This window comes from Nocardioides sp. JCM 18999 (genome assembly GCF_055391175.1).
Window position 1 is genome coordinate 925,775 of record NZ_AP043887.1, and the last position, 18,790, is coordinate 944,564.

Consider the following 18,790-nt stretch of genomic DNA (forward strand, 5'->3'; position numbering starts at 1 on the left):
TCAGACCTCGACCTTCACGAGCCGGGTCATCCAGAACACGCCGACGCCCAGCCACAGCGCCCCGCCGATCAGCATCACGAGTCCGCGCGCGTCGGTGAACAGCGGGCTGACGTAGTCCCAGTTGGTCAGGCACAGGTAGAGCAGGAAGACCGGCGGCAGCAGGCCGAGCACGATCGCGGAGAGCTTGCCCTCGGCGGCCAGGGCGTTGACCTGGCGGCGCAGGTACTCGCGCTCGCGCATCGTCGCGGCGACGGTGTCGAGCAGCTCGGCGAGGTTGCCGCCGACCTGGCGCTGGATCCGGATCGCCATCACGACCCAGTGGAAGTCCTGGCTCTCGAACCGCCGACCCACGCCCTCCATCGCGTCCTCCACCGAGACCCCGAGCCGGGTCTCGACCAGGACGCGGCGGAACTCGCTGGAGATGGGCTCGATCCCGTCGTTGACCACGACGTCGATCGACTGCTGCAGCGACAGGCCCGCCGCCAACGACCCCGAGATCAGCTGCAGGGTGTCGGGCAGCGCCCGGTGGAAGGCGGTGCGCCGCCTCGAGCGTCGGATGCCGAGGTAGACCCAGGGGGCGATCAGGCCGACCGCGAGGAAGGCGAACCCGAAGATCAGGTTGCCCTGTCCGATCAGCAGGCCGACGACGGTGACCAGCACCGCGAACGCGGTGTGGATCAGCAGCCACTCGGCCGGCTTGAGCTCGCTCCCGGCCGCGTCGAGGCGTCCGGCGATCGAGCGTTCCAGCCCCTGGTTGCGCTTGAGCAGGTCAGCGGCGACGTCCTTGGCGACGGTCGCCACCTCGCTGGACTCCAGCCCGCCGCGCGATGCGGTGCTCGCACCGGCGCGGCTGGTCGCGGAGGTGTACTCCGTGACGCGGTCCGCCATCGACGGGGCAGGACGGGAGGGCACCAGCAGGATCGCGAGCACACCGAAGAGTCCGACGGCGACCGCTGCGATGGCGACGTAGGCGATCAGGTCCATCATCGCCATTACCGGTCCACGAAGGTCATCGGGTCGACCCGGACGTTCGAGTCGGCCATCTTCTCCAGGAACTTCGGTCGCAGCCCGGTGGCGCGGAGCCGACCCAGTGCGCGGCCGTCGGCGTCGAAGCCGGCGCTGTTGTCGAAGACGAAGATGTCCTGGAGGGTGATGATGTCGCCCTCCATCCGCTCCACCTCGGTCATGTGCGTGATCCGGCGGGTGCCGTCCTTGAGCCGGGCCTGGTGGACGATCAGGTCGACCGCGGAGGCGACCTGCTCGCGGATGGCGCGCACCGGCAGGTCCATGCCCGCCATCAGCACCATCGTCTCCATCCGGGCGAGCGTGTCGCGCGGACCGTTGCTGTGCAGGGTGCAGATCGAGCCGTCGTGGCCGGTGTTCATCGCCTGCAGCATGTCCAGGGCCGAGGCGTCGCGCACCTCACCGACGATGATCCGGTCCGGCCGCATGCGCAGCGAGTTGCGGACCAGGTCACGGATGGTGACCGCACCCTTGCCCTCGATGTTGGACGGGCGGGACTCGAGCCGGACCACGTGGTCCTGCTTGAGCTGCAGCTCGGCTGCGTCCTCGATCGTGACGATCCGCTCGTCGTCGGGGATGAAGGAGGAGAGCACGTTGAGCGTCGTGGTCTTGCCGGCACCGGTGCCGCCGGAGACGACGATGTTGAGCCGCCCGAGGACACACGCCTCCAGGAAGCGGCGCCCGGCCGGGGTCAGCGACCCGAACCGCTCCAGGTCGTCGGCGGTCAGCGGGTCGGCGGAGAACTTCCGGATCGTCAGCGCCGACCCGTCCAGGGCGAGCGGCGGGACGACCGCGTTGACGCGGGAGCCGTCCTGCAACCGTGCGTCCACCATCGGGCTGGACTCGTCGACCCGGCGACCGATCCGGGACACGATCTTGTCGATCGTGCGCCGCAGGTGGGCCTCGTCGGCGAAGTGGGCGTCGGCCCGGGTCAGCCGGCCCTTCCGCTCCAGCCAGATGTCGTTGGCCCCGTTGACCATGACCTCGGAGACGTCGGGGTCGCGCAGGTAGGGCTCGATCGGACCGAGCCCGAGGATGTCGTCGGAGATCTCCTGGGTGACGCGCTGGCGATCGGCGTTGGAGAGCGGCCGCTCCTGGGTGGCGAGCACCTCGACCAGCACCGCGCGGACCTTCTGGTCCAGGTCCTTGGCGTCGATGTCGGCGTCGTACAGCTGAGGCCCGAGCTGGCGCAGGAGCTGCTCGTGCACGCTGGACTTGATCGCCTCGATCCGCTCGACCTGGGGCCCACCGAGGGTGCGGCGAGGGGCCTCGGCCACCGGGGCCGCCGGCACGGCCGGAAAGGTGCCGGTGGAGGTCAGCGAGGACATCGTGGCGATGGTCGCGCCGCCGGGCAGGTCGGCGCGGCGCTTGCCGACCGGCTCTCCGACGTCAGGCGTCTCCGTGGTCGGAGGTCCGACGTGCGCGTGCACGCTCGAGCTCTCCTCGCCCTCCTCGGGCACCGCTGCGACGACCTCCTCGACGGGGTCACCGGTGCGGGCTGCGGCGATGCGGTCTGCCAGGGACATCGGTCTCACCTGCGCTTACGTCGTCGGCTGAACAGCCCTCCCGAGGGCTCGGACGCGGGCATCGCGTCGGCCGTCCCCAGGGTCGGTGCCGCGATCTCCTGGCCGGCCAGCAAGGAGGCGAGCTGGACGATCGCCGTGCTGGACGGGTGGTACGGGTTCTTCACCACGATCGGGTTGCCCGCGTTGGTCGAGGCAGCGACCTCGATCGAGGTCGCGACCAGGGCGGCCGGGCCGAGACCGAGGATCCCCTCGACCCGGTCCGGGCTGATCCCGACCTCGTCGTCGGCCCGGTTGAGCAGCAGGTGCCGGTGGCCGGGCGCGATGTTGAGCATGTCCAACGTCTCGAGGGCGACCTTGACGTTCTTCAGCGTCGGGACGTCGAGGGTCGCCACGATGACGATCTCGTCGGTCTCGTCGAGCGCGGTCAGGGTCTGCTCGTCGAACGCCGGTGCGGTGTCGATGACGACGTAGTCGTACGTCGCCGACAGCGTCCGGATGATCTGGGAGACCAGGGTCGGCGACACCCGGTCCCGGACGTCGGGGTGCGAGGGCGCGGCCAGGATCATCAGCGCGTCCTGGTGCCGGGTGAGCAGGCCGTTGAGCAGCTCGGCGTCCACGTTGCCCTCGGAGCCGATCGCGTGCTCGATCGAGTGGGTCGGGAAGAGCTGCATCGTGATCGCGACGTCGCCGAAGGCGAGGTCGAGGTCGACCAGGCAGACCTTGCGGGCACCGCCCTCGGTGAGGGCGAGCGCCAGGTTGACCGACATCGTGGTCTTGCCGACACCGCCCTTGGGCGACCAGATCGTGATCACCTTGCCGGGCTGGTTGACCCCGCCCGGACCGCGCAGGGCGGAGTAGAGCTGGTAGGCGCGGGTGACGGCGGAGTTGATCGCCTCGAGCGAACCGCTCGGGATGACGTCCCGGGCTCCCGACTGCATCGCCGCGCTGAGCACCTCGGTGGTGATCTCGTCGCGCACGAGGACGGTGCTGACCGTCGGACGTGAGGTCCGGACGAACTCGCACAGCGTCAGCGCATCGGCCAGCGGGACCTGCGGACCGAGCACGACGACGTACTCGTCGCCGTGCTGGTCGAGCCAGGCGCGGGCCCGCTCGACGTTGGCCACGCCCTGCGACCCGGCCGGGAGGGCACGGAGCAGGGCGTTGACCGCATCGTGGTCGGGTTCGACGACAACCGGCATCACTTGCCCCCGAACAGGTTGCCCGCAAAGGTGGGGTCGCCGGGCTTGATCACGGTGCTGCCGTCGGCCGGGAGCAACGCGAAGGCGAGCTCGCCGTTGTTCTGGGCGAACAGGATCTTCTGTGCGTCCGGCGGGGAGACGGCCAGGGTGAGCAGCGTGCGGGGGAGCTGCTCGGTGGTCTGGTTGCCGGTGGACTCGTCGGTCGTCGTGGTCGAGACGGGCGTCGTGGAGCCGACCCCGATCACCGTGATCTTGGGCAGCAGGATCTGGGAGAAGGCCAGGCCCGTCTTCTGGTCCGTGCCGCTCACGTAGATGCCGACCTGGGAGCCCGGGTTCACGAAACCGGCCACGCGGGCCGGGTCGGTGAGGTTCACCGAGACAGCGACCTGGTTCTTCGGGATCTGCAGCGAGCTCGCCGGCGCCGACGTCGTCCCGAACTTCGAGGCGATGATCTGCTCGCTCGGGTAGATCGTGGTCAGCGCGACCTGGCCGGCCAGGGCCTGGGGGTCGGTCTGGTAGTCGGGGAGCAGCATGTTGTTCGTGACCGGCTTGGTGACGATCTTCCCGGCACCGGTGGCAGCCTCGATCGACTCACCGGGGTTGATCTGCGCGGTGGCGACCAGGACGTCGGTGGTCTCGAACTGGTCCTCGGCGCGGGTGTCTGCTCCGCGCACGTAGAAGAAGATGAAGACGGCACCGACCACGGCGAGCAATGCTGCGGCGACGACCAGGACTCTGCGACGTTCCATCGAGGACCTTTCACATCAGGGCCGGGCACCCGCGCCTGACCCTTCTCTCCGGAACACCCCCATGTGTGGTGCTCCACAGCGAGAACTGTAGGGATGAAAGGGGGACTCAGTGGCGAAATGCCCAGCCAATTCGAGGCGAGTTGGCTGGAGTCACCAGTCCTGCACCTGGCCGCCGGATCCACATCCTCCGAACGGACAGATTGACTAGTCCCGTCGTCCCCATGGAACGGAACCAGCCAAGCGGATCAGCTGTGGTAGAGCGCCTCGACCTGGTCGCGGAACTCCTTCATCACCACGGTGCGCTTGAGCTTCAGGCTCGGGGTGAGCTGGCCACCCTCCTCGGTCCAGGCGTCGGCGAGGACGGTGAACTTCCGGATGGACTCGGCCTTCGAGACCGCGCGGTTGGCGTCGTCGACGGCGCTCTGCACGGCCGCGATCACGTCGGGGTCCTGCGCCAGGGCGGCCACGTCGAAGGTCTTCCCGTTCGCCTGGGCCCAGGCGGGCAGGGCCTCCACGTCCAAGGTGACCAGCGCGCCGATGAAGGGCTCGCCGTCGCCGACGACGATGCACTGGTCGACCAGGGCGTGGGCACGGAGACGGTCCTCGAGGACGGCGGGGGCGACGTTCTTGCCGCCCGCGGTCACGATGATCTCCTTCTTGCGCCCGGTGATCCGGATGAATCCGTCCTCGTCGACCTCGCCGAGGTCACCCGAGTGGAACCAGCCGTCGGTGATCGCCTCGTCGGTCGCGGCCTGGTTCTTCCAGTACGAGTGCAGCACCTGGCCGCCCTTGAACAGCAGCTCACCGTCGTCGGCGACCCGCACGCTGGTGCCCTGGAAGGGCCGCCCGACCGTGCCGATCTTCACCGCGTCGGGCATGTTCGCGCTCAGGGCGGCGGTCGTCTCGGTGAGGCCGTAGCCCTCGAGGACGATCAGGCCGATCCCGCGGTAGAAGTGACCGAGGCGCTCGCCCAGCGGGGCGCCGCCACTGATCGCGTACTCGCAGCGACCGCCGAGAGCGGTGCGGAGCTTGGCGTAGACCAGCCGGTCGAAGACGGTGTGCAGGGCCTTGATCCGCAGTGCGGCGAGCCGGCCCGGGGGCTCCTCGATCGCACGGCTGTAGGCGATCGCGATCTCGGCGGCCTTGTCGAAGATCGCGCCCTTGCCGTCGGCGTGCGCCTTCTGCGACGCGGTGTTGAACACCTTCTCGAACACACGCGGGACGGCCAGCAGGAAGGTCGGCTGGAACTCGGCCAGGTCGGGCAGCAGGTTCTTGATGTCCGGGGTGTGACCCATCCGGGTGCGCGACTTGATGCAGCCGACCTGGATGATCCGGGCGAAGACGTGCGCCAGCGGCAGGAACAGCAGCGTGCTGCGCCCCTCCTGGGCGAAGAGCCGGTCGAGCTCGCCGACCGCGACCCCGAGCTCGAACATGAAGTTGCCGTGCGTGAGCACGCAGCCCTTCGGGCGACCCGTGGTCCCCGAGGTGTAGATCAGGGTGGCGACCGAGTCGATCGTCACGGCGTCGCGACGCGCCTCCAGGACGGCGTCGTCGACGTCGGCACCCAGGCGGTTGAGCACGTCGACGCCGTTGTCGGCGAAGGACCAGACCTGACGCAGCTCCGGGAGCGCGTCCCGGTTCTCGGCGACCCGGCTGACGTGGTCGGGGCCCTCGGCCACCACGGCGCGGGCCTCGGAGTCGGCCAGGATCCAGTGCACCTGCTCGGCCGAGGAGGTCTCGTAGATCGGCACGGTGATCGCGCCGGCGTACCAGATGGCGTAGTCCATCAGGGTCCACTCGTAGCGGGTCTTCGAGAACAGGGCGACGCGGTCGCCGGCCTCGATCCCGGCCGCGATCAGCCCCTTGGCGGCGGCGCGGACCTCGGCGAGGAACCGGGTCGTCGTGACGTCCTCCCAGGCACCCGCAGCGTCACGCCGCGCGAGCGCGACGTCGTCGGGTGCCTCGGCCGCGTTGCGCAGCAGGTCGTCGGTCAGATTGCCGGCCGCCGGAAGGTCGATCGTCAACGGCGTCGAGAACTCACGCACGAAATCCCCCTGAAGTCGAGCAGTGCGATGGCCGATCCATCATCGAGGCAGCGTACCGCTCCGTCACCGGCCGCCGACCGCCCACCCGGATCCGGTAGTGTCGAGAAGGTGGCCGACCAGACCAGCTCGACGATCGTTGTTGCGGCGGCTCCTGCCGCCGTCATGGCCGTGATCGCCGACTTCGAGTCCTATCCGTCGTGGATCAAGGGCATGCAGTCGGCCGAGATCACCGCGATGGGCGAGGACGGTCGTGCCGAGCGCGTCCGGTTCGCTCTCGACGTGCCCCCGATCCGGGACAAGTACACCCTCGGCTACGTGTGGCACTCCGACCTCGAGGTCTCGTGGGGCCTGGTCGAGGCGACGCTGCTGCGCTCCCTCGACGGCGTCTACCGGCTGCGGGACCTGGGCAACGGGTCGACCGAGGTCACCTACGAGCTGAAGCTCGACCTCGCCGTGCCGATCATCGGGATGCTCAAGCGCAAGGGCGAGCGGATCCTGATCGAGACCGCGCTCAAGGGTCTCAAGACCCGCGTCGAGACCCTCTCCTGAACGCGTTCTGACCCTTCTTCCTGTGCGGATCCTCCTCTTCACCGGCAAGGGCGGCGTCGGCAAGTCCACCGTCGCTGCCGCGACCGCGACCCTCGCCGCCTCCCGCGGCGCCCGCACGTTGGTGCTGTCCACCGACGCGGCGCACTCGCTCGGCGACGCCTTCGGCGCCGTCGTCGGGTCGGAGCCGACCGAGGTCGCCCCGAACCTGTACGTCGAGCAGGTCGATGCCCAGCTGCGCTTCGAGCAGTCCTGGTCCGACATCCAGCGCTACCTGCTCTCGGTCCTCGACGTGGCCGGCATGGACCCGGTCGCCGCGGAGGAGCTCACCGTCATCCCCGGCGCCGAGGAGGTGCTGGCGCTGCTGGAGCTGCGGCTCCGGGCGCGTTCGGGGGAGTGGGACGTGATCGTGGTCGACTGTGCTCCGACCGCCGAGACGCTGCGGCTGCTCGCCCTGCCGGAGGCTCTGGGCTGGTACATGGAGCGGATCTTCCCGATGCAGCGGCGGATCGTGAAGGCGCTCAAGCCAGTGCTCTCCAAGGCCGCCGGCGTCCCGATGCCCGGTGACACGGTCTTCGACGCCCTCCAGCACCTGCACGACGACCTGCTCGAGGTGCGGGACCTGCTGACCGGTCCCGAGGCCAGCGTCCGGATCGTGCTCACCCCCGAGACGGTGGTCGTGGCCGAGGCGCGACGCTCCTGGACGATGCTCTCGCTCTACGGCTACCGGGTCGACGGGGTCGTGGCGAACCGGATCTTCCCGGCCGGTGGCTCCGACGACTGGCGGGCCGGGTGGGTGCTCGCCCAGGACGGCGTGCTGGCCGAGGTCGACGCGTCGTTCGCCGGCCTGCCGGTGTGGCGCTCGCTCTACCAGCCGCGCGAGCCCGTCGGCGTACCCGCGCTGCTCGGCGTCGCCGAGGAGATCTTCACGGGCGCCGATCCGTTCGCCCCGCCCGTCGGGGACGGCCCGTTCCGGGTGACCCGCGACGAGTCCGGGGCCCTGGTGCGACTGGCGCTTCCGGGTGCCACCCGGGACCAGGTCAACCTGGGACGCAACGGCGATGACCTGGTCGTAACAGTCGGGTCGTATCGTCGCCTGCTGACCCTGCCCGCCGGGCTCGCGCGACTTCGGATCGCCGGTGCCCGGGTGGAGCAGGGCGAGCTGCAGGTGCGATTCGTCGAATCGACCAGTGCTGAATCGAACGGTCAGGAGGACCAGGCGTGAACATGGGGTCAGACGACGCTGGGTCGGAGAAGGCCGGACCGGAGCCGATCGGCTCGGCGGCCGAGGAGGCCGCGCGGCTCTTCGCCGCGCTCGCGGGCTGGGCCCAGAGCCACGTCGGCGAGGTCACCGACCATGTCGCCACCGGCGCCGCGGAGTGCACCTACTGCCCGATCTGCCGCACCGTCCACCTGGCCCGCGAGGTCAGCCCGGAGGTCCGCGACCACTTCGTCGCGGCTGCTTCGTCGCTGATGCAGGCGGCCGCCGGACTGATGGCGACCCATGCCCCTTCGCGTGAACACGACCGTGGCCCTACGGTTGAGCACATCGATCTCGACAACCTCGACACGGAATGGCCCGACCCATGAGCACCTCCACCCTGACCTGCGGCGTCGACGTCGGTGGCACCAAGATCCTTGCCGGCGTCGTCGACGAGTCCGGCACCATCCTCGAGCGGGTCCGGGTGACCTCGCCCGCCACCGACGACGCCGCCATCACGGCCGCGATCATCGGCCTGGTCAGCGACCTCGGCACCCGGCACCAGATCGAGGCGGTCGGTGTCGGCGCTGCCGGGTACGTTGACCGCGACCGCTCGACCGTCATGTTCGCGCCCAACATCGCGTGGCGCGACGTGAACCTCAAGGCACCGATCGAGGCGGCCACCGGGCTGGCCACGGTGATCGAGAACGACGCCAACGCGGCCGCCTGGGGCGAGTTCGCCTTCGGCGCCGCGAGCGACGTGGAGAGCTCGCTGATGGTGACCGTCGGGACCGGCGTCGGTGGTGGCATCGTCTCCGACGGTGAGCTTCAGCGCGGTGCCTACGGGATCGCCGCTGAGATCGGCCACGTCCGGGTCGTCCCCGGCGGGCTGCCCTGCGGGTGCGGCAAGCGCGGCTGCCTGGAGTCCTACGGGAGCGGCTCGGCCCTGGTCCGGATCGCCCGCGAGGCTGCGATCGCCGGCCACGCGTCGGAGCTGCTGGCGCGCGCCGGCGGTTCGCTCGAGGGGATCAACGGACCGCTGGTGACCGAGGCCGCCCAGGCCGGAGACATCGCCGCCCGGGCCGCGTTCGCCGAGCTCGGACAGTGGCTCGGTGAGGGGATCGCCTCCCTGGTCGACGTGCTCGACCCGGCGATGATCGTGCTCGGGGGTGGAGTCTCCGAGGCCGGCGCGCTGCTGCTCGACCCGGTCCGTGAGTCGTTCCGCTCGCAGCTGACCGCTCGTGACTTCCGGCCGGAGGCCGAGATCAGGCTCGCCACCCTGGGCAACGACGCCGGCCTGATCGGTGCCGCCGACCTGGCCCGTCACCGCTGAGGATCGCCGAGAGTCTCTGAGGACACGACATGGCGGTGACCATCGGTGTCGACATCGGGGGCACGAAGGTGCTCGCCGCCGAGGTCGACCTCGACGGTCGGGTCCGGCGGATCGCCCGACGCTCCACCCCCGGTCGGAGCGTCCCGGTCGCCCAGGTCGAGGACGCCCTGACCGAGGCGGTCCTGGAGGTCGCTCGAGGTCGTCGGATCCACGCGGTCGGGCTGGCGGCGGCGGGGTTCGTCGACGCTGCGGGTGAGCGTGTCATGTTCGCGCCCCACCTGCCGTGGCGACTCGACCCGGCCCGCGCCCGGCTCGAGGAACGGTGGGGGGTTCCGGTCGCCCTCGACAACGACGCCAACTGCGCCGCCCGTGCGGAGTTCTCGTTCGGCGTCGCTCGGGGTCAGACGGACGTCGTGATGGTCAACCTCGGCACCGGGATCGGCGGCGGGATCATCATCGGCGGCACCCTGATGCGGGGGCACCACGGCATGGCGGGGGAGTTCGGCCACATGCAGGTCGTCCCCGACGGTCTGGACTGCGAGTGCGGCCGTCGTGGCTGCTGGGAGCAGTACTGCTCCGGCAACGCCCTCGTCCGCTACGTCAAGGCCCGGCAGGAGCCTGGCGCCGCCCCCCTGACCGGGCCGGAGATCACCGCGCTGGCTCAGGCGGGCGACCCGCTGGCCCTGGCCGCCTTCGACACCGTCGGCCGCTGGCTCGGACTCGGGTTGGCGAACCTGACCGCGGCCTTCGACCCCGAGCTGGTGGTGATCGGCGGCGGAGTGAGCGCCGCCGACGAGCTGCTCCTCGGCCCCGCCCGGACCGTGCTCGCCGAGTCGGTGGTCGGTGCCGGGCACCGTGACCTGCCCACGGTGGTGAAGGCCCGGTTCCTCAACGACGCCGGGGTGATCGGCGCCGCCGACCTGGCACGCGCGGAGGCGGTGCGGCCGATCTTCCAGCGCCGACGTGGCGAGCTCGTGCGTCGCGCTCGCCGTCGCGAGCGGCTGCGGCGCTTCCTCGATACGCGCTAGACCCGCGCCCCGTCGTCCCAGGGGTCGTCCTTCTCCTTGGGCATGGTCGCCACGAGGTAGCCGAAGGAACCCAGGAAGATCCCGACCAGGGCGTACCCGAAGAGGTCGGGCGCCCGCCAGTCGGTGAGGTTCACGACCAGCGTCCAGAGCAGGGCGAGAGCCGGCGCGCCCAGGACGCCGACCCACGCCATCGAGCGCCAGCCGTGCCAACCGATCGGCTCCGGCTCGGGAGCGACGAAGCTGCCGGGAAGCAGGATGTCGTCGTCCTCCCAGTCGGGCTCCTCGTCGACGTCGTCGCCGAAGACGTGCGAGACCACGGGCTCCGGCGTCGGCGGAGCGGGTGCAGGCGCCGACTCGGGTTCCAGCACGGCCCGCTCGCCGAAGTTCGCCACGATGTCCGCCCACGCGTCATCGGGGGAGGCCCCATCGCCGGGTCGGTGCGGGTCGGACGTGGCCATGGGTCCAAGCCTAGTCGCGGGCCGATATCAGTCCAGCGCGCACACCCGACGGATGAACTCGACGGACTCGGCGAAGATCTGCGGGGCGTCGTTGTCGACGGTGGCGACGTGGTAGCTGTTGGTCAGCCGGGTGAACGTGACGTCCGTCGACGAGATCCCGGCGAGGATGATCGGCTCACTCTTCTCGTCGACGACGTGGTCGATGCTGGAGCGCAGGTACAGCACCGGGGCGTGGATCTTGCCCAGGTCCCGCACGATCGTGGGCCACGCCCGGAACATCGCGTGCGCCGCCTTCAACGGCGTCTGCGGGTAGGCGTCCTCGACGACGCCCTCCTTCTTGATGTCCGACCCGATCCCCGGGAACGAGCCGACCAGGTGCTTGAGCACCGGCAGCAGCTTGACGTCGAGCCGCTTGGTCGCGACCGCCGGGTTGACCACGACCACGCCCGCGAGCTGGCCGTCGTGCTCCTCGGCGAGGCGCAGCACCAGGGCACCTCCCATCGACAGCCCTGCCGCAACGACGACATCGTTCTCGGCCTTGAGCCGGGCGAAGGTCGCCTTGATCTCGCCGTACCAGTCGTCCCACCCGGTGGTGTTCATCTCCTGCCAGGTGGTGCCGTGGCCGGGCAGGCGCGGCACCTCGACCCCGAAACCGAGGTCGGCCAGGTGCTCGCCCCAGGCGCGCATCGAGCCGGGCGAGCCGGTGAATCCGTGGGAGAGCAGGACGCCGACCTTGGTGCCGCTGGTCAGCTCGGGCCGGGCGGGCACGGACAGCGGGAGAGCGGTCGGCTTGATCGTGGAAGTGCCGGAGGTGGAGGTCACACCACCATTCTGCAAGGATCGGGGGGTGTTCGCGCGACTCTTCTACTCCTCATTGAAGTGGGTCTGGATCGGCCCCGTGCTTCGGCTGACCTTCCGACCCACCTGGGAGGGCGTCGAGAACGTCCCGACCGAGGGGCCCGCGATCATGGCGAGCAACCACCTGTCGTACTCCGACTGGCTGTTCATGCCGCTCGGCCTGCCCCGGATGGTCCGCTTCGTCGCCAAGGCCGAGTACTTCACCGAGCCCGGCATCGGCGGCTGGTTCAAGAAGACGTTCTTCGCGGGCACCGGCAACGTGCCGATCGACCGCTCCGGCGCCTCGGCCGCCGAGGGTGCGCTGCTGGCCGCCAAGAAGGTGCTGGCCGAGGGGGAGCTGTTCGGGATCTACCCGGAGGGCACCCGTTCGCACGACGGTCGGCTCTACCGCGGCCGCACGGGCGTGGCCCGGCTCGCGCTCGAGACCAAGGCACCGGTGATCCCGGTCGCCGTGATCGGGACCGACATCGTCGCCCCGCCCGGCAAGGCGTTCGGCAAGTTCGCCAAGCCCGTCGTCCGGTTCGGGACCCCGCTCGACTTCTCCCGCTACGAGGGCATGGAGAACGACCGCTTCATCCTGCGCGCGATCACCGACGAGATCATGTACGAGATCCTCAAGCTCTCGGACCAGGAGTACGTCGACATGTACGCCTCCGAGGCCAAGAAGCAGGGCGACAAGCCCAACGACGCCGCGGCCTAGCGGGCCCAGTCGCGGGACCGACCGACGGCGTCCTTCCAGATCCGCCAGGCGGCGTCGGCGTCCTCGCGTGAGGCGCGGGGGGCGAAGGTCTTGTCCACCGCCCAGGTGTGCTTGAGGTCCTCGAGCGAGTCCCACACGCCCGAGCCCAGGCCGGCGAGGAACGCGGCACCGAGACCGGTCGTCTCCACCTGGGTCGGGCGCGAGACCGGCACGCCGACCTGGTCGGCCTGCATCTGGCACAGCACGTCGTTGGCCGCAGCCCCGCCGTCGACCTGGAGCGCGGCCAGGGACGCGGTGGCCGGCAGGGTCTCGAGGACGTCGCGCACCTCGAACGCGATCGCCTCCAGGGTGGCGCGGACCAGGTGGGCCCGGGTGGTGCCCCGGGTCAGGCCGACGATCGTGCCGCGCGCATGCGGATCCCAGTACGGCGCCCCGAGACCGGTCAACGCCGGGACGAAGACCACGCCACCACTGTCGGGCACCGAGGCGGCCATCGCTCCGGTCTCGGCGGCCGAACCGATGATCCCGATCCCGTCGCGTAACCACTGGATGGCCGCGCCGGTGATGAAGATCGACCCCTCCAGGGCGTACGTCATCTCGCCCGCCGGTGAGCGCCACGCCGCGGTGGAGAGCAGTCCGGCGTCGGAGCGGACGATCTCCGAGCCGGTGTTGGTGAGGATGAACGAGCCCGTGCCGTAGGTGCACTTGGAGTCCCCGACGTCGAAGCAGGTCTGCCCGAAGAGCGCCGACTGCTGGTCGCCGGCGATGCCGCAGATCGGCAGCGAGAGTCCGAGGAACGTGCGGGCGTCGGAGGTGAGGTCGGCGCCCCAGCTCGGCACGATCTCCGGCAGGGCGTCGCGCGGCACGCCGAAGAGCGCGCACAGCTCGTCGGACCAGTCACCGGTGGTGAGGTCGAAGAGCAGCGTCCGGGACGCGTTCGAGACGTCGGTGACGTGGTGCAGCCCGCGGGTCATCCGGGCGATCAGGTAGGAGTCGACGGTGCCGATCGCGTAGCGGCCGGACTTCACCAGCGCCCAGGTGTGCGGTTCGTTCTCGGCGAGCCAGACCAGCTTGGTGGCGGAGAAGTAGGGGTCGAGCCGCAGTCCGGTCAGCTCGGTGACCCGCTCCTCGTGGCCGTCCGCCTTGAGCCGGTCACAGATGGGGGAGCTGCGTCGGTCCTGCCACACGATCGCGCGCCGCGGTGCGCCGAGGGTCTCGCGGTCCCACAGCACGATCGTCTCGCGCTGGTTGGTGACCCCGATCGCCGTGAGCGGACCGTGCTGGTCGGCGTCGTACGCCTTGACCGCGCCGGCCACCGCTGCCAACGTCGCCGCCCAGATCTCGTCCGGGGCGTGCTCCACCCAGCCGGGCTGGGGGAAGTGCTGGGGGAACTCCTGGTAGCCCTTGGCGACGATCGCGCCCGACGGGGCCACGATCAGGGCGGTCATGCCGGTGGTGCCGCCGTCGATGGCGAGGATGCTCATCAGTGCTCCGTTCCCTCGCCCCGCACGATGGCGAGGACGCGTCGGTCGATCCATGCCAGGTCCGGGGCGACCCGCATCTCGTAGTTCTCGGTGCCGACCCAGGCCAGGAAGTCGCGCGCGCCGGCGGCGGTGGCGAAGGCCTCCAGCTCGGCGCGGAGCGCCTCGTCGACGGCGATCCGCTCGGACTCGGTCGACGCGGTCAGGTAGAGGTCGTTGAGCTCGAGGAGGCGGGCCAGCTCGGTGACCGGCTCGGTGTGGTCGTCGACGCGGAGGTCGACCGCGACGTCGTCGCCACCGCCGTAACCGGCTTCGTCGCGCACCACCAGCAGGGCGGCGCTCTGTCGCCCACGGCTGTCGCCGCCGGCCTCGTCCCCGGCTCGCAGGGCCGCCAGGAGCCGGCGGGCCAGCGGAGCGTCGGGGTCACTGCTGAGGAAGGCCGCCTCCATCGCCTCGACCACCTCGGGTCCGGTGAGGATGTTGCCCTGGATCGCGTAGCCGTCGCCGGTGCGCGATCCCGCCCACTCCAGGCAGCCGGTGCCGGTGTGGGAGGCCGCGTTGCCGCCGGCGTCGACGATGCCGACCTGGCGCAGCTCGGGGTCGTCGTCCTCCTCGAGCAGGCGCGCGATCGCGACGGACGCGTTGGCACCGTCGTCGAGGTGGGCCAGGCCCAGACCCTTGAAGGCGACGTTGGCGTGGGCCTGGGTGGCGATCGCGCCGACGCCCGCCACGGCGGCGGGGACGGCGTTCCCGACCGCCAGGAAGCGGGACGCGACCGCGACGCCCCAGGACTCGCCGTCAGCTGATCTCGCGACTACTGAGAACGTCATGCGCCGACAGTAGCGAGAACCTCAGGGCAGGAGAATGACCTTGCCCGCCGCATGTCCTTCGCCGACGAAGTGGTGCGCGGCCACGGCCTCGGTCAGCGGGAACGTCCTCACCACCGGGACGTGCAGGGCGCCCTCGCCGGCCAGGTCGACCAGGCGGCCGCGGGCCGCGGCGCGGATCTCGGTGCCCAGGTCGGATCCGGGTCCGCCGCCGATCTTCTGCACCCCGGCCGCGATCGCGTTCGGCCCACCGATGATGGTCGTGATCCGAGCCCGGTCCGCCACCAGGGCGAGGCTGACGTCGAACGCCTCGGCGGTGCCGACCAGGTCGATCGCCGCGTCGTAGGACTCGGCGGCCGCGGCCGCGCGGTCGGCCAGCCCGTCGCCGTACGCGATCGGGACGGCGCCGAGGGAGCGCAGGAGGTCGTGGTTGCGTTCCGAGGCGGTGCCGACGACGGTGACGCCGTCGGCCGCGGCGAGCTGGACGAGGAGCTGGCCGACGCTGCCGGAGGCGCCGTGCACCAGGATCGTCTCGCCGGACGCGACGCCGACCTTGGTCAGCGCGTGCACCGCGGTGACGCCGACGAGCAGCAGCCCGGCGGCCTCCTCCCACGCCAGTGCCGCGGGCTTGAGGAAGACGTCGCCGGCGGGGACGTTGAGCGCGGTGGCGTATCCGCCGGAGACCCGAAAGGCCAGCACCTCGTCGCCGACCGCGAACCCTTCGACGTCCGGACCGACGGCGGCGATCACGCCGGCGACCTCAGAACCGGGCGTGTACGGCAGCACCGCGGCCTCGGAGTAGGGGAATCCGGAGCGCATCTTGAGGTCGATCGGGTTGACCCCGATCGCCCGCGTCTCGATCTGGACCTGGCCGGGGCCGGGGGCCGCCAGCTCGATCGTCTCGGTCTGCAGGACCTCGGGTTCGCCGAGCTCATGGGCCCGGATGGCGGTCACGGTGCGCGTCGTCACGCGCTTCACCGTACCCTTGTCCGGTGAGCACCATCCCGAGCCTTGAGGACCTGCATGCCCTCGGCGCCGCGCAGCAGCCCACCTACCCGGACGCAGCTGCCCTTGAGTCGGTCGTCGCCAAGCTCCGGACGGCCCCGCCGCTGGTTTTTGCGGGCGAGTGCGACGAGCTGACCGACAAGATCGCCGCGGTCGCCCGCGGTGAGGCGTTCATCCTCCAGGGCGGCGACTGCGCCGAGACCCTCGAGGGTGCGACCGCCGACAACGTCCGCGCCAAGCTGCGCGTGCTGCTGCAGATGGCCGTCGTCCTGACCTACGCCTCCAGCGTGCCGGTGGTGAAGATCGGCCGCCTCGCCGGGCAGTACGCCAAGCCGCGGTCGAAGGACACCGAGACGCGCGGAGACGTCACCCTGCCGGCGTACCGCGGTGACGCGGTCAACGGCTTCGAGTTCACCCCCGAGTCCCGGATCCCGGACCCGCAGCGGCTGCTCGACATCTACCACGCGTCGGCGTCCACGCTGAACCTCGCTCGGGCCTTCGTCACCGGCGGGTACGCCGACCTGCGCCAGGTCCACACCTGGAACCAGGACTTCATCAAGGACTCGCCGTTCACCTCGCGCTACGAGGCGCTGGCCGGTGAGATCGACCGGGCGATGGCGTTCATGCAGGCGATCGGTGTGGCCGACGCCGACGAGTTCCACCGCGCCGACTTCCACTCCTCGCACGAGGCCCTCGTGCTCGAGTACGAGCACGCGCTGACCCGGATCGACTCGCGCACCGACCAGCCGTACGACGTCTCCGGACACTTCGTCTGGATCGGCGAGCGCACCCGCCAGCTCGACGGCGCCCACGTGGAGCTGCTGTCGAGGATCAAGAACCCGATCGGCGTGAAGCTCGGCCCGACCACGAGCCCGGACGACGCGATCGCGCTGGCCGCCAAGCTGAACCCGAAGAACGAGGCGGGTCGCCTGACCTTCATCACCCGCTTCGGCTCCGGCAAGATCCGCGACGGTCTGCCGCCGATCATCGAGAAGGTGACCGCCGAGGGCCTCCAGGTCGCGTGGATCACCGACCCGATGCACGGCAACACGTTCGAGGCGGCCAACGGCTACAAGACCCGCAGCTTCGACGACGTGCTCGACGAGGTCCAGGGCTTCTTCGACGTGCACCGCGCGCTCGGCACCTGGCCCGGCGGCCTGCACGTCGAGCTCACCGGTGACAACGTCACCGAGTGCGTCGGCGGTGGCGAGCAGCTCGTCGCCGAGGACCTGGCCACCCGCTACGAGTCGGTCTGCGACCCGCGGCTCAACCGGGTGCAGTCGCTCGAGATGGCGTTCCTCGTCGCGGACATGCTTCGCAAGGCATGATCGACCTCCGGTCAGACACCCTGACCAAGCCGACCGAGGCGATGCGGGCAGCGATGGCCGCGGCTGAGGTCGGGGACGACGTGTACGGGGAGGACCCGACCGTCCGTGCCCTGGAGGCACGGGTCGCGGAGCTGTTCGGCAAGGAGGACGCGGTCTTCACCCCGACGGGGTCGATGGCCAACGTCCTGGCTGTCCGCACGCTCGTGGGCGTGGGCCAGGAGGTGCTGTGCGAGTCCCGGGCGCACATCGTCCGTGCCGAGCTCGGCGCGCACGGTGCCTTCACCGGGCTGACCTCGCGCACCTGGATCCACCCGACCGGTGGCATCGACCTGGACCAGATCCGGGAGCTGTTCGCCCCCGACATGGGCGTCTACTTCGTCCCGACCGCCGCGGTCTCGGTGGAGAACACGCACAACTTCGCCGGCGGCACCGTCGCCCCGATCGAGACGCTGCGTGAGCTGCGCGGCTTCGCCGACGAGAAGGGGATCGGGATCCACCTCGACGGCGCTCGACTGTGGAACGCGCACGTCGCCACCGGCACCTCCCTGGCGTCGTACGGCGAGATCGCCGACGTCCTCGCCGTCTGCCTGTCCAAGGGTCTCGGCGCTCCGGTCGGTTCGCTCGTCGTCGGCTCGGCCGACGCGATGGCCGAGACCCGGGTGTGGCGCAAGCGGATGGGCGGTGGGATGCGGCAGGTCGGCATCCTCGCTGCAGCCGGTGTGCACGCGTTGGACCACCACGTCGAGCGGCTCGCCGACGACCACGCCAACGCGCGCGTGATCGCCGAGGCGCTGGGCACCGACCCGGCGTCGGTGCCGACGAACATCGTCGTGGCCGAGCGTCCCGATGCGCCGGCGTTCGTCGCTCGGGCGCGGGAAGCGGGGGTGGCGGTCAGCGCCGTCGGGCCGCGGACGGTCCGGGCCGTGACGCACCTCGACGTGTCAGCCGCCGACGCTGCGGCTGCCGCGTCGATCCTCGCCGGACTCTGAGCCGGGCTCCGACGTCCAGATCAGCTGGCGGATCTCCTCGCCGTCCTGGAGATGGCTGACGTTGCCGACGTCGGCGAAACCGCTGCTCGCGAAGAGACGTCCGACCCGGCGGTTGTCCGGCCGGATCCAGACCGAGAGTCGCGGCCAGCGCGACTGCAGGTCGCGCAGCAGCCGGCCGCCGACGCCCGAGCCCCACAGCGCGGGGTCGACGTAGACCATCGAGACGTGGCCGGTGCCGGTGTCGGCGGTGCCGTCGTCGAAGGTCTCGGCCAGCGCCATCCCAGCGGCGCGCTCGCCGTAGTGCGCGAGCAGCACGACCTCGCCGTGGGTGACCTTGTCCCGGACCCGTTCGGAGCGCACCGGCCCGGCCGGGCGACGCCCGGTTCGGTTCGCGGCCGCCCAGATCTCCATCGCCACGTCGACGTCGGCAGCGCTGCTGGCGACGGTGACGGAGATACGGGGCACGCGGTCAGGCTACTCAGCCACTGCACGCA

Annotated in this window: 19 protein-coding genes; 8 read left to right on the forward strand and 11 right to left on the reverse strand. The window is 70.8% G+C overall.

The window, feature by feature from the left end; translation table 11 throughout:
* The 5 genes from ACZ5J1_RS04455 to ACZ5J1_RS04475 form a co-directional block, all read right to left on the reverse strand.
* Nucleotides 1–993 (reverse strand): type II secretion system F family protein, encoded by a 993-nt coding sequence (locus ACZ5J1_RS04455; protein ID WP_464562910.1) that lies wholly within the window; start codon nt 991–993, stop codon nt 1–3.
* The gene (locus ACZ5J1_RS04460) at nt 993–2,549 is read right to left on the reverse strand and encodes a CpaF family protein (protein ID WP_464562912.1); all 1,557 of its coding nucleotides are present in this window, start codon (nt 2,547–2,549) and stop codon (nt 993–995) included. Before ACZ5J1_RS04460 ends, ACZ5J1_RS04455 begins: the two co-directional genes overlap by 1 nt.
* A 5-nt stretch (nt 2,550–2,554) precedes the next feature.
* Nucleotides 2,555–3,748 carry an AAA family ATPase gene (locus ACZ5J1_RS04465; protein WP_464562914.1) on the reverse strand — a complete coding sequence of 398 codons (1,194 nt, stop codon included), beginning with the start codon at nt 3,746–3,748 and terminating at the stop codon, nt 2,555–2,557.
* The gene (cpaB, locus tag ACZ5J1_RS04470; protein ID WP_464562916.1) at nt 3,748–4,497 is read right to left on the reverse strand and encodes a Flp pilus assembly protein CpaB; all 750 of its coding nucleotides are present in this window, start codon (nt 4,495–4,497) and stop codon (nt 3,748–3,750) included. Before cpaB ends, ACZ5J1_RS04465 begins: the two co-directional genes overlap by 1 nt.
* A 245-nt stretch (nt 4,498–4,742) precedes the next feature.
* A complete protein-coding gene (locus tag ACZ5J1_RS04475; protein ID WP_464562918.1) occupies nt 4,743–6,542 on the reverse strand; it encodes an AMP-dependent synthetase/ligase in 1,800 nt (599 codons plus the stop codon).
* Between the two features lie 108 nt (nt 6,543–6,650).
* On the opposite strand from ACZ5J1_RS04475, the gene ACZ5J1_RS04480 reads away from it, so the two are divergent.
* Genes ACZ5J1_RS04480 through ACZ5J1_RS04500 form a run of 5 tightly spaced genes read left to right on the forward strand, consistent with a single transcriptional unit; the run spans nt 6,651 to nt 10,650 of the window.
* Nucleotides 6,651–7,091, forward strand: coding sequence for an SRPBCC family protein (locus ACZ5J1_RS04480; RefSeq protein WP_464562919.1), 441 nt, complete (start codon nt 6,651–6,653; stop codon nt 7,089–7,091).
* Between the two features lie 22 nt (nt 7,092–7,113).
* The gene (locus ACZ5J1_RS04485) at nt 7,114–8,313 is read left to right on the forward strand and encodes an ArsA family ATPase (RefSeq protein WP_464562921.1); all 1,200 of its coding nucleotides are present in this window, start codon (nt 7,114–7,116) and stop codon (nt 8,311–8,313) included.
* The gene (locus ACZ5J1_RS04490; RefSeq protein WP_464562923.1) at nt 8,310–8,678 is read left to right on the forward strand and encodes a hypothetical protein; all 369 of its coding nucleotides are present in this window, start codon (nt 8,310–8,312) and stop codon (nt 8,676–8,678) included. The genes ACZ5J1_RS04485 and ACZ5J1_RS04490 overlap by 4 nt, the downstream gene beginning before the upstream one ends.
* Entirely contained in the window at nt 8,675–9,622 is a 948-nt protein-coding gene (locus ACZ5J1_RS04495; protein WP_464562924.1) for an ROK family glucokinase, read from the forward strand. Before ACZ5J1_RS04490 ends, ACZ5J1_RS04495 begins: the two co-directional genes overlap by 4 nt.
* Before the next feature lie 29 nt (nt 9,623–9,651).
* Nucleotides 9,652–10,650 carry an ROK family protein gene (locus ACZ5J1_RS04500; protein ID WP_464562925.1) on the forward strand — a complete coding sequence of 333 codons (999 nt, stop codon included), beginning with the start codon at nt 9,652–9,654 and terminating at the stop codon, nt 10,648–10,650.
* On the opposite strand, the gene ACZ5J1_RS04505 is transcribed toward ACZ5J1_RS04500, so the two are convergent.
* Entirely contained in the window at nt 10,647–11,108 is a 462-nt protein-coding gene (locus ACZ5J1_RS04505) for a hypothetical protein (RefSeq protein ID WP_464562927.1), read from the reverse strand. The genes ACZ5J1_RS04500 and ACZ5J1_RS04505 overlap by 4 nt on opposite strands.
* 27 nt (nt 11,109–11,135) lie before the next feature.
* Nucleotides 11,136–11,930, reverse strand: coding sequence for an alpha/beta hydrolase (locus ACZ5J1_RS04510; RefSeq protein ID WP_464562929.1), 795 nt, complete (start codon nt 11,928–11,930; stop codon nt 11,136–11,138).
* Nucleotides 11,931–11,955: 25 nt separating this feature from the next.
* On the opposite strand from ACZ5J1_RS04510, the gene ACZ5J1_RS04515 reads away from it, so the two are divergent.
* Nucleotides 11,956–12,666, forward strand: a complete 711-nt coding sequence (locus ACZ5J1_RS04515; RefSeq protein WP_464562930.1) for a lysophospholipid acyltransferase family protein — start codon at nt 11,956–11,958, stop codon at nt 12,664–12,666.
* Here the strand turns inward: ACZ5J1_RS04515 and glpK are convergent.
* The 3 genes from glpK to ACZ5J1_RS04530 are packed head-to-tail and all read right to left on the reverse strand — an operon-like array spanning nt 12,663 to nt 15,943.
* A complete protein-coding gene (gene glpK, locus ACZ5J1_RS04520) occupies nt 12,663–14,150 on the reverse strand; it encodes a glycerol kinase GlpK (RefSeq protein ID WP_464562932.1) in 1,488 nt (495 codons plus the stop codon). The two genes, ACZ5J1_RS04515 and glpK, sit on opposite strands and share 4 nt — an antisense overlap.
* Nucleotides 14,150–14,977 carry a DUF1028 domain-containing protein gene (locus ACZ5J1_RS04525; RefSeq protein WP_464562934.1) on the reverse strand — a complete coding sequence of 276 codons (828 nt, stop codon included), beginning with the start codon at nt 14,975–14,977 and terminating at the stop codon, nt 14,150–14,152. Before ACZ5J1_RS04525 ends, glpK begins: the two co-directional genes overlap by 1 nt.
* Nucleotides 14,978–14,998: 21 nt before the next feature.
* Entirely contained in the window at nt 14,999–15,943 is a 945-nt protein-coding gene (locus ACZ5J1_RS04530) for an NADP-dependent oxidoreductase (protein ID WP_464562936.1), read from the reverse strand.
* A 23-nt stretch (nt 15,944–15,966) separates the two neighbouring features.
* On the opposite strand from ACZ5J1_RS04530, the gene ACZ5J1_RS04535 reads away from it, so the two are divergent.
* Both ACZ5J1_RS04535 and ACZ5J1_RS04540 read left to right on the forward strand, forming a co-directional pair.
* A complete protein-coding gene (locus tag ACZ5J1_RS04535; protein ID WP_464562937.1) occupies nt 15,967–17,307 on the forward strand; it encodes a class II 3-deoxy-7-phosphoheptulonate synthase in 1,341 nt (446 codons plus the stop codon).
* Entirely contained in the window at nt 17,304–18,296 is a 993-nt protein-coding gene (locus tag ACZ5J1_RS04540; protein WP_464562939.1) for a threonine aldolase family protein, read from the forward strand. Before ACZ5J1_RS04535 ends, ACZ5J1_RS04540 begins: the two co-directional genes overlap by 4 nt.
* Here the strand turns inward: ACZ5J1_RS04540 and ACZ5J1_RS04545 are convergent.
* Entirely contained in the window at nt 18,249–18,761 is a 513-nt protein-coding gene (locus ACZ5J1_RS04545) for an N-acetyltransferase family protein (RefSeq protein ID WP_464562941.1), read from the reverse strand. The genes ACZ5J1_RS04540 and ACZ5J1_RS04545 overlap by 48 nt on opposite strands.
* Between the last annotated feature and the right edge of the window lie 29 nt (nt 18,762–18,790).

Bases quoted from the DNA above. Each gene is read 5' to 3' on its own strand.
- ACZ5J1_RS04455 (WP_464562910.1), bottom strand. From the start codon at position 993: ATGGCGATGATGGACCTGATCGCCTACGTCGCCATCGCAGCGGTCGCC.
- ACZ5J1_RS04460 (WP_464562912.1), bottom strand. From the start codon at position 2,549: ATGTCCCTGGCAGACCGCATCGCCGCAGCCCGCACCGGTGACCCCGTC.
- ACZ5J1_RS04465 (WP_464562914.1), bottom strand. From the start codon at position 3,748: ATGCCGGTTGTCGTCGAACCCGACCACGATGCGGTCAACGCCCTGCTC.
- cpaB (WP_464562916.1), bottom strand. From the start codon at position 4,497: ATGGAACGTCGCAGAGTCCTGGTCGTCGCCGCAGCATTGCTCGCCGTG.
- ACZ5J1_RS04495 (WP_464562924.1), top strand. From the start codon at position 8,675: ATGAGCACCTCCACCCTGACCTGCGGCGTCGACGTCGGTGGCACCAAG.
- ACZ5J1_RS04500 (WP_464562925.1), top strand. From the start codon at position 9,652: ATGGCGGTGACCATCGGTGTCGACATCGGGGGCACGAAGGTGCTCGCC.
- ACZ5J1_RS04505 (WP_464562927.1), bottom strand. From the start codon at position 11,108: ATGGCCACGTCCGACCCGCACCGACCCGGCGATGGGGCCTCCCCCGAT.
- glpK (WP_464562932.1), bottom strand. From the start codon at position 14,150: ATGAGCATCCTCGCCATCGACGGCGGCACCACCGGCATGACCGCCCTG.
- ACZ5J1_RS04525 (WP_464562934.1), bottom strand. From the start codon at position 14,977: ATGACGTTCTCAGTAGTCGCGAGATCAGCTGACGGCGAGTCCTGGGGC.
- ACZ5J1_RS04540 (WP_464562939.1), top strand. From the start codon at position 17,304: ATGATCGACCTCCGGTCAGACACCCTGACCAAGCCGACCGAGGCGATG.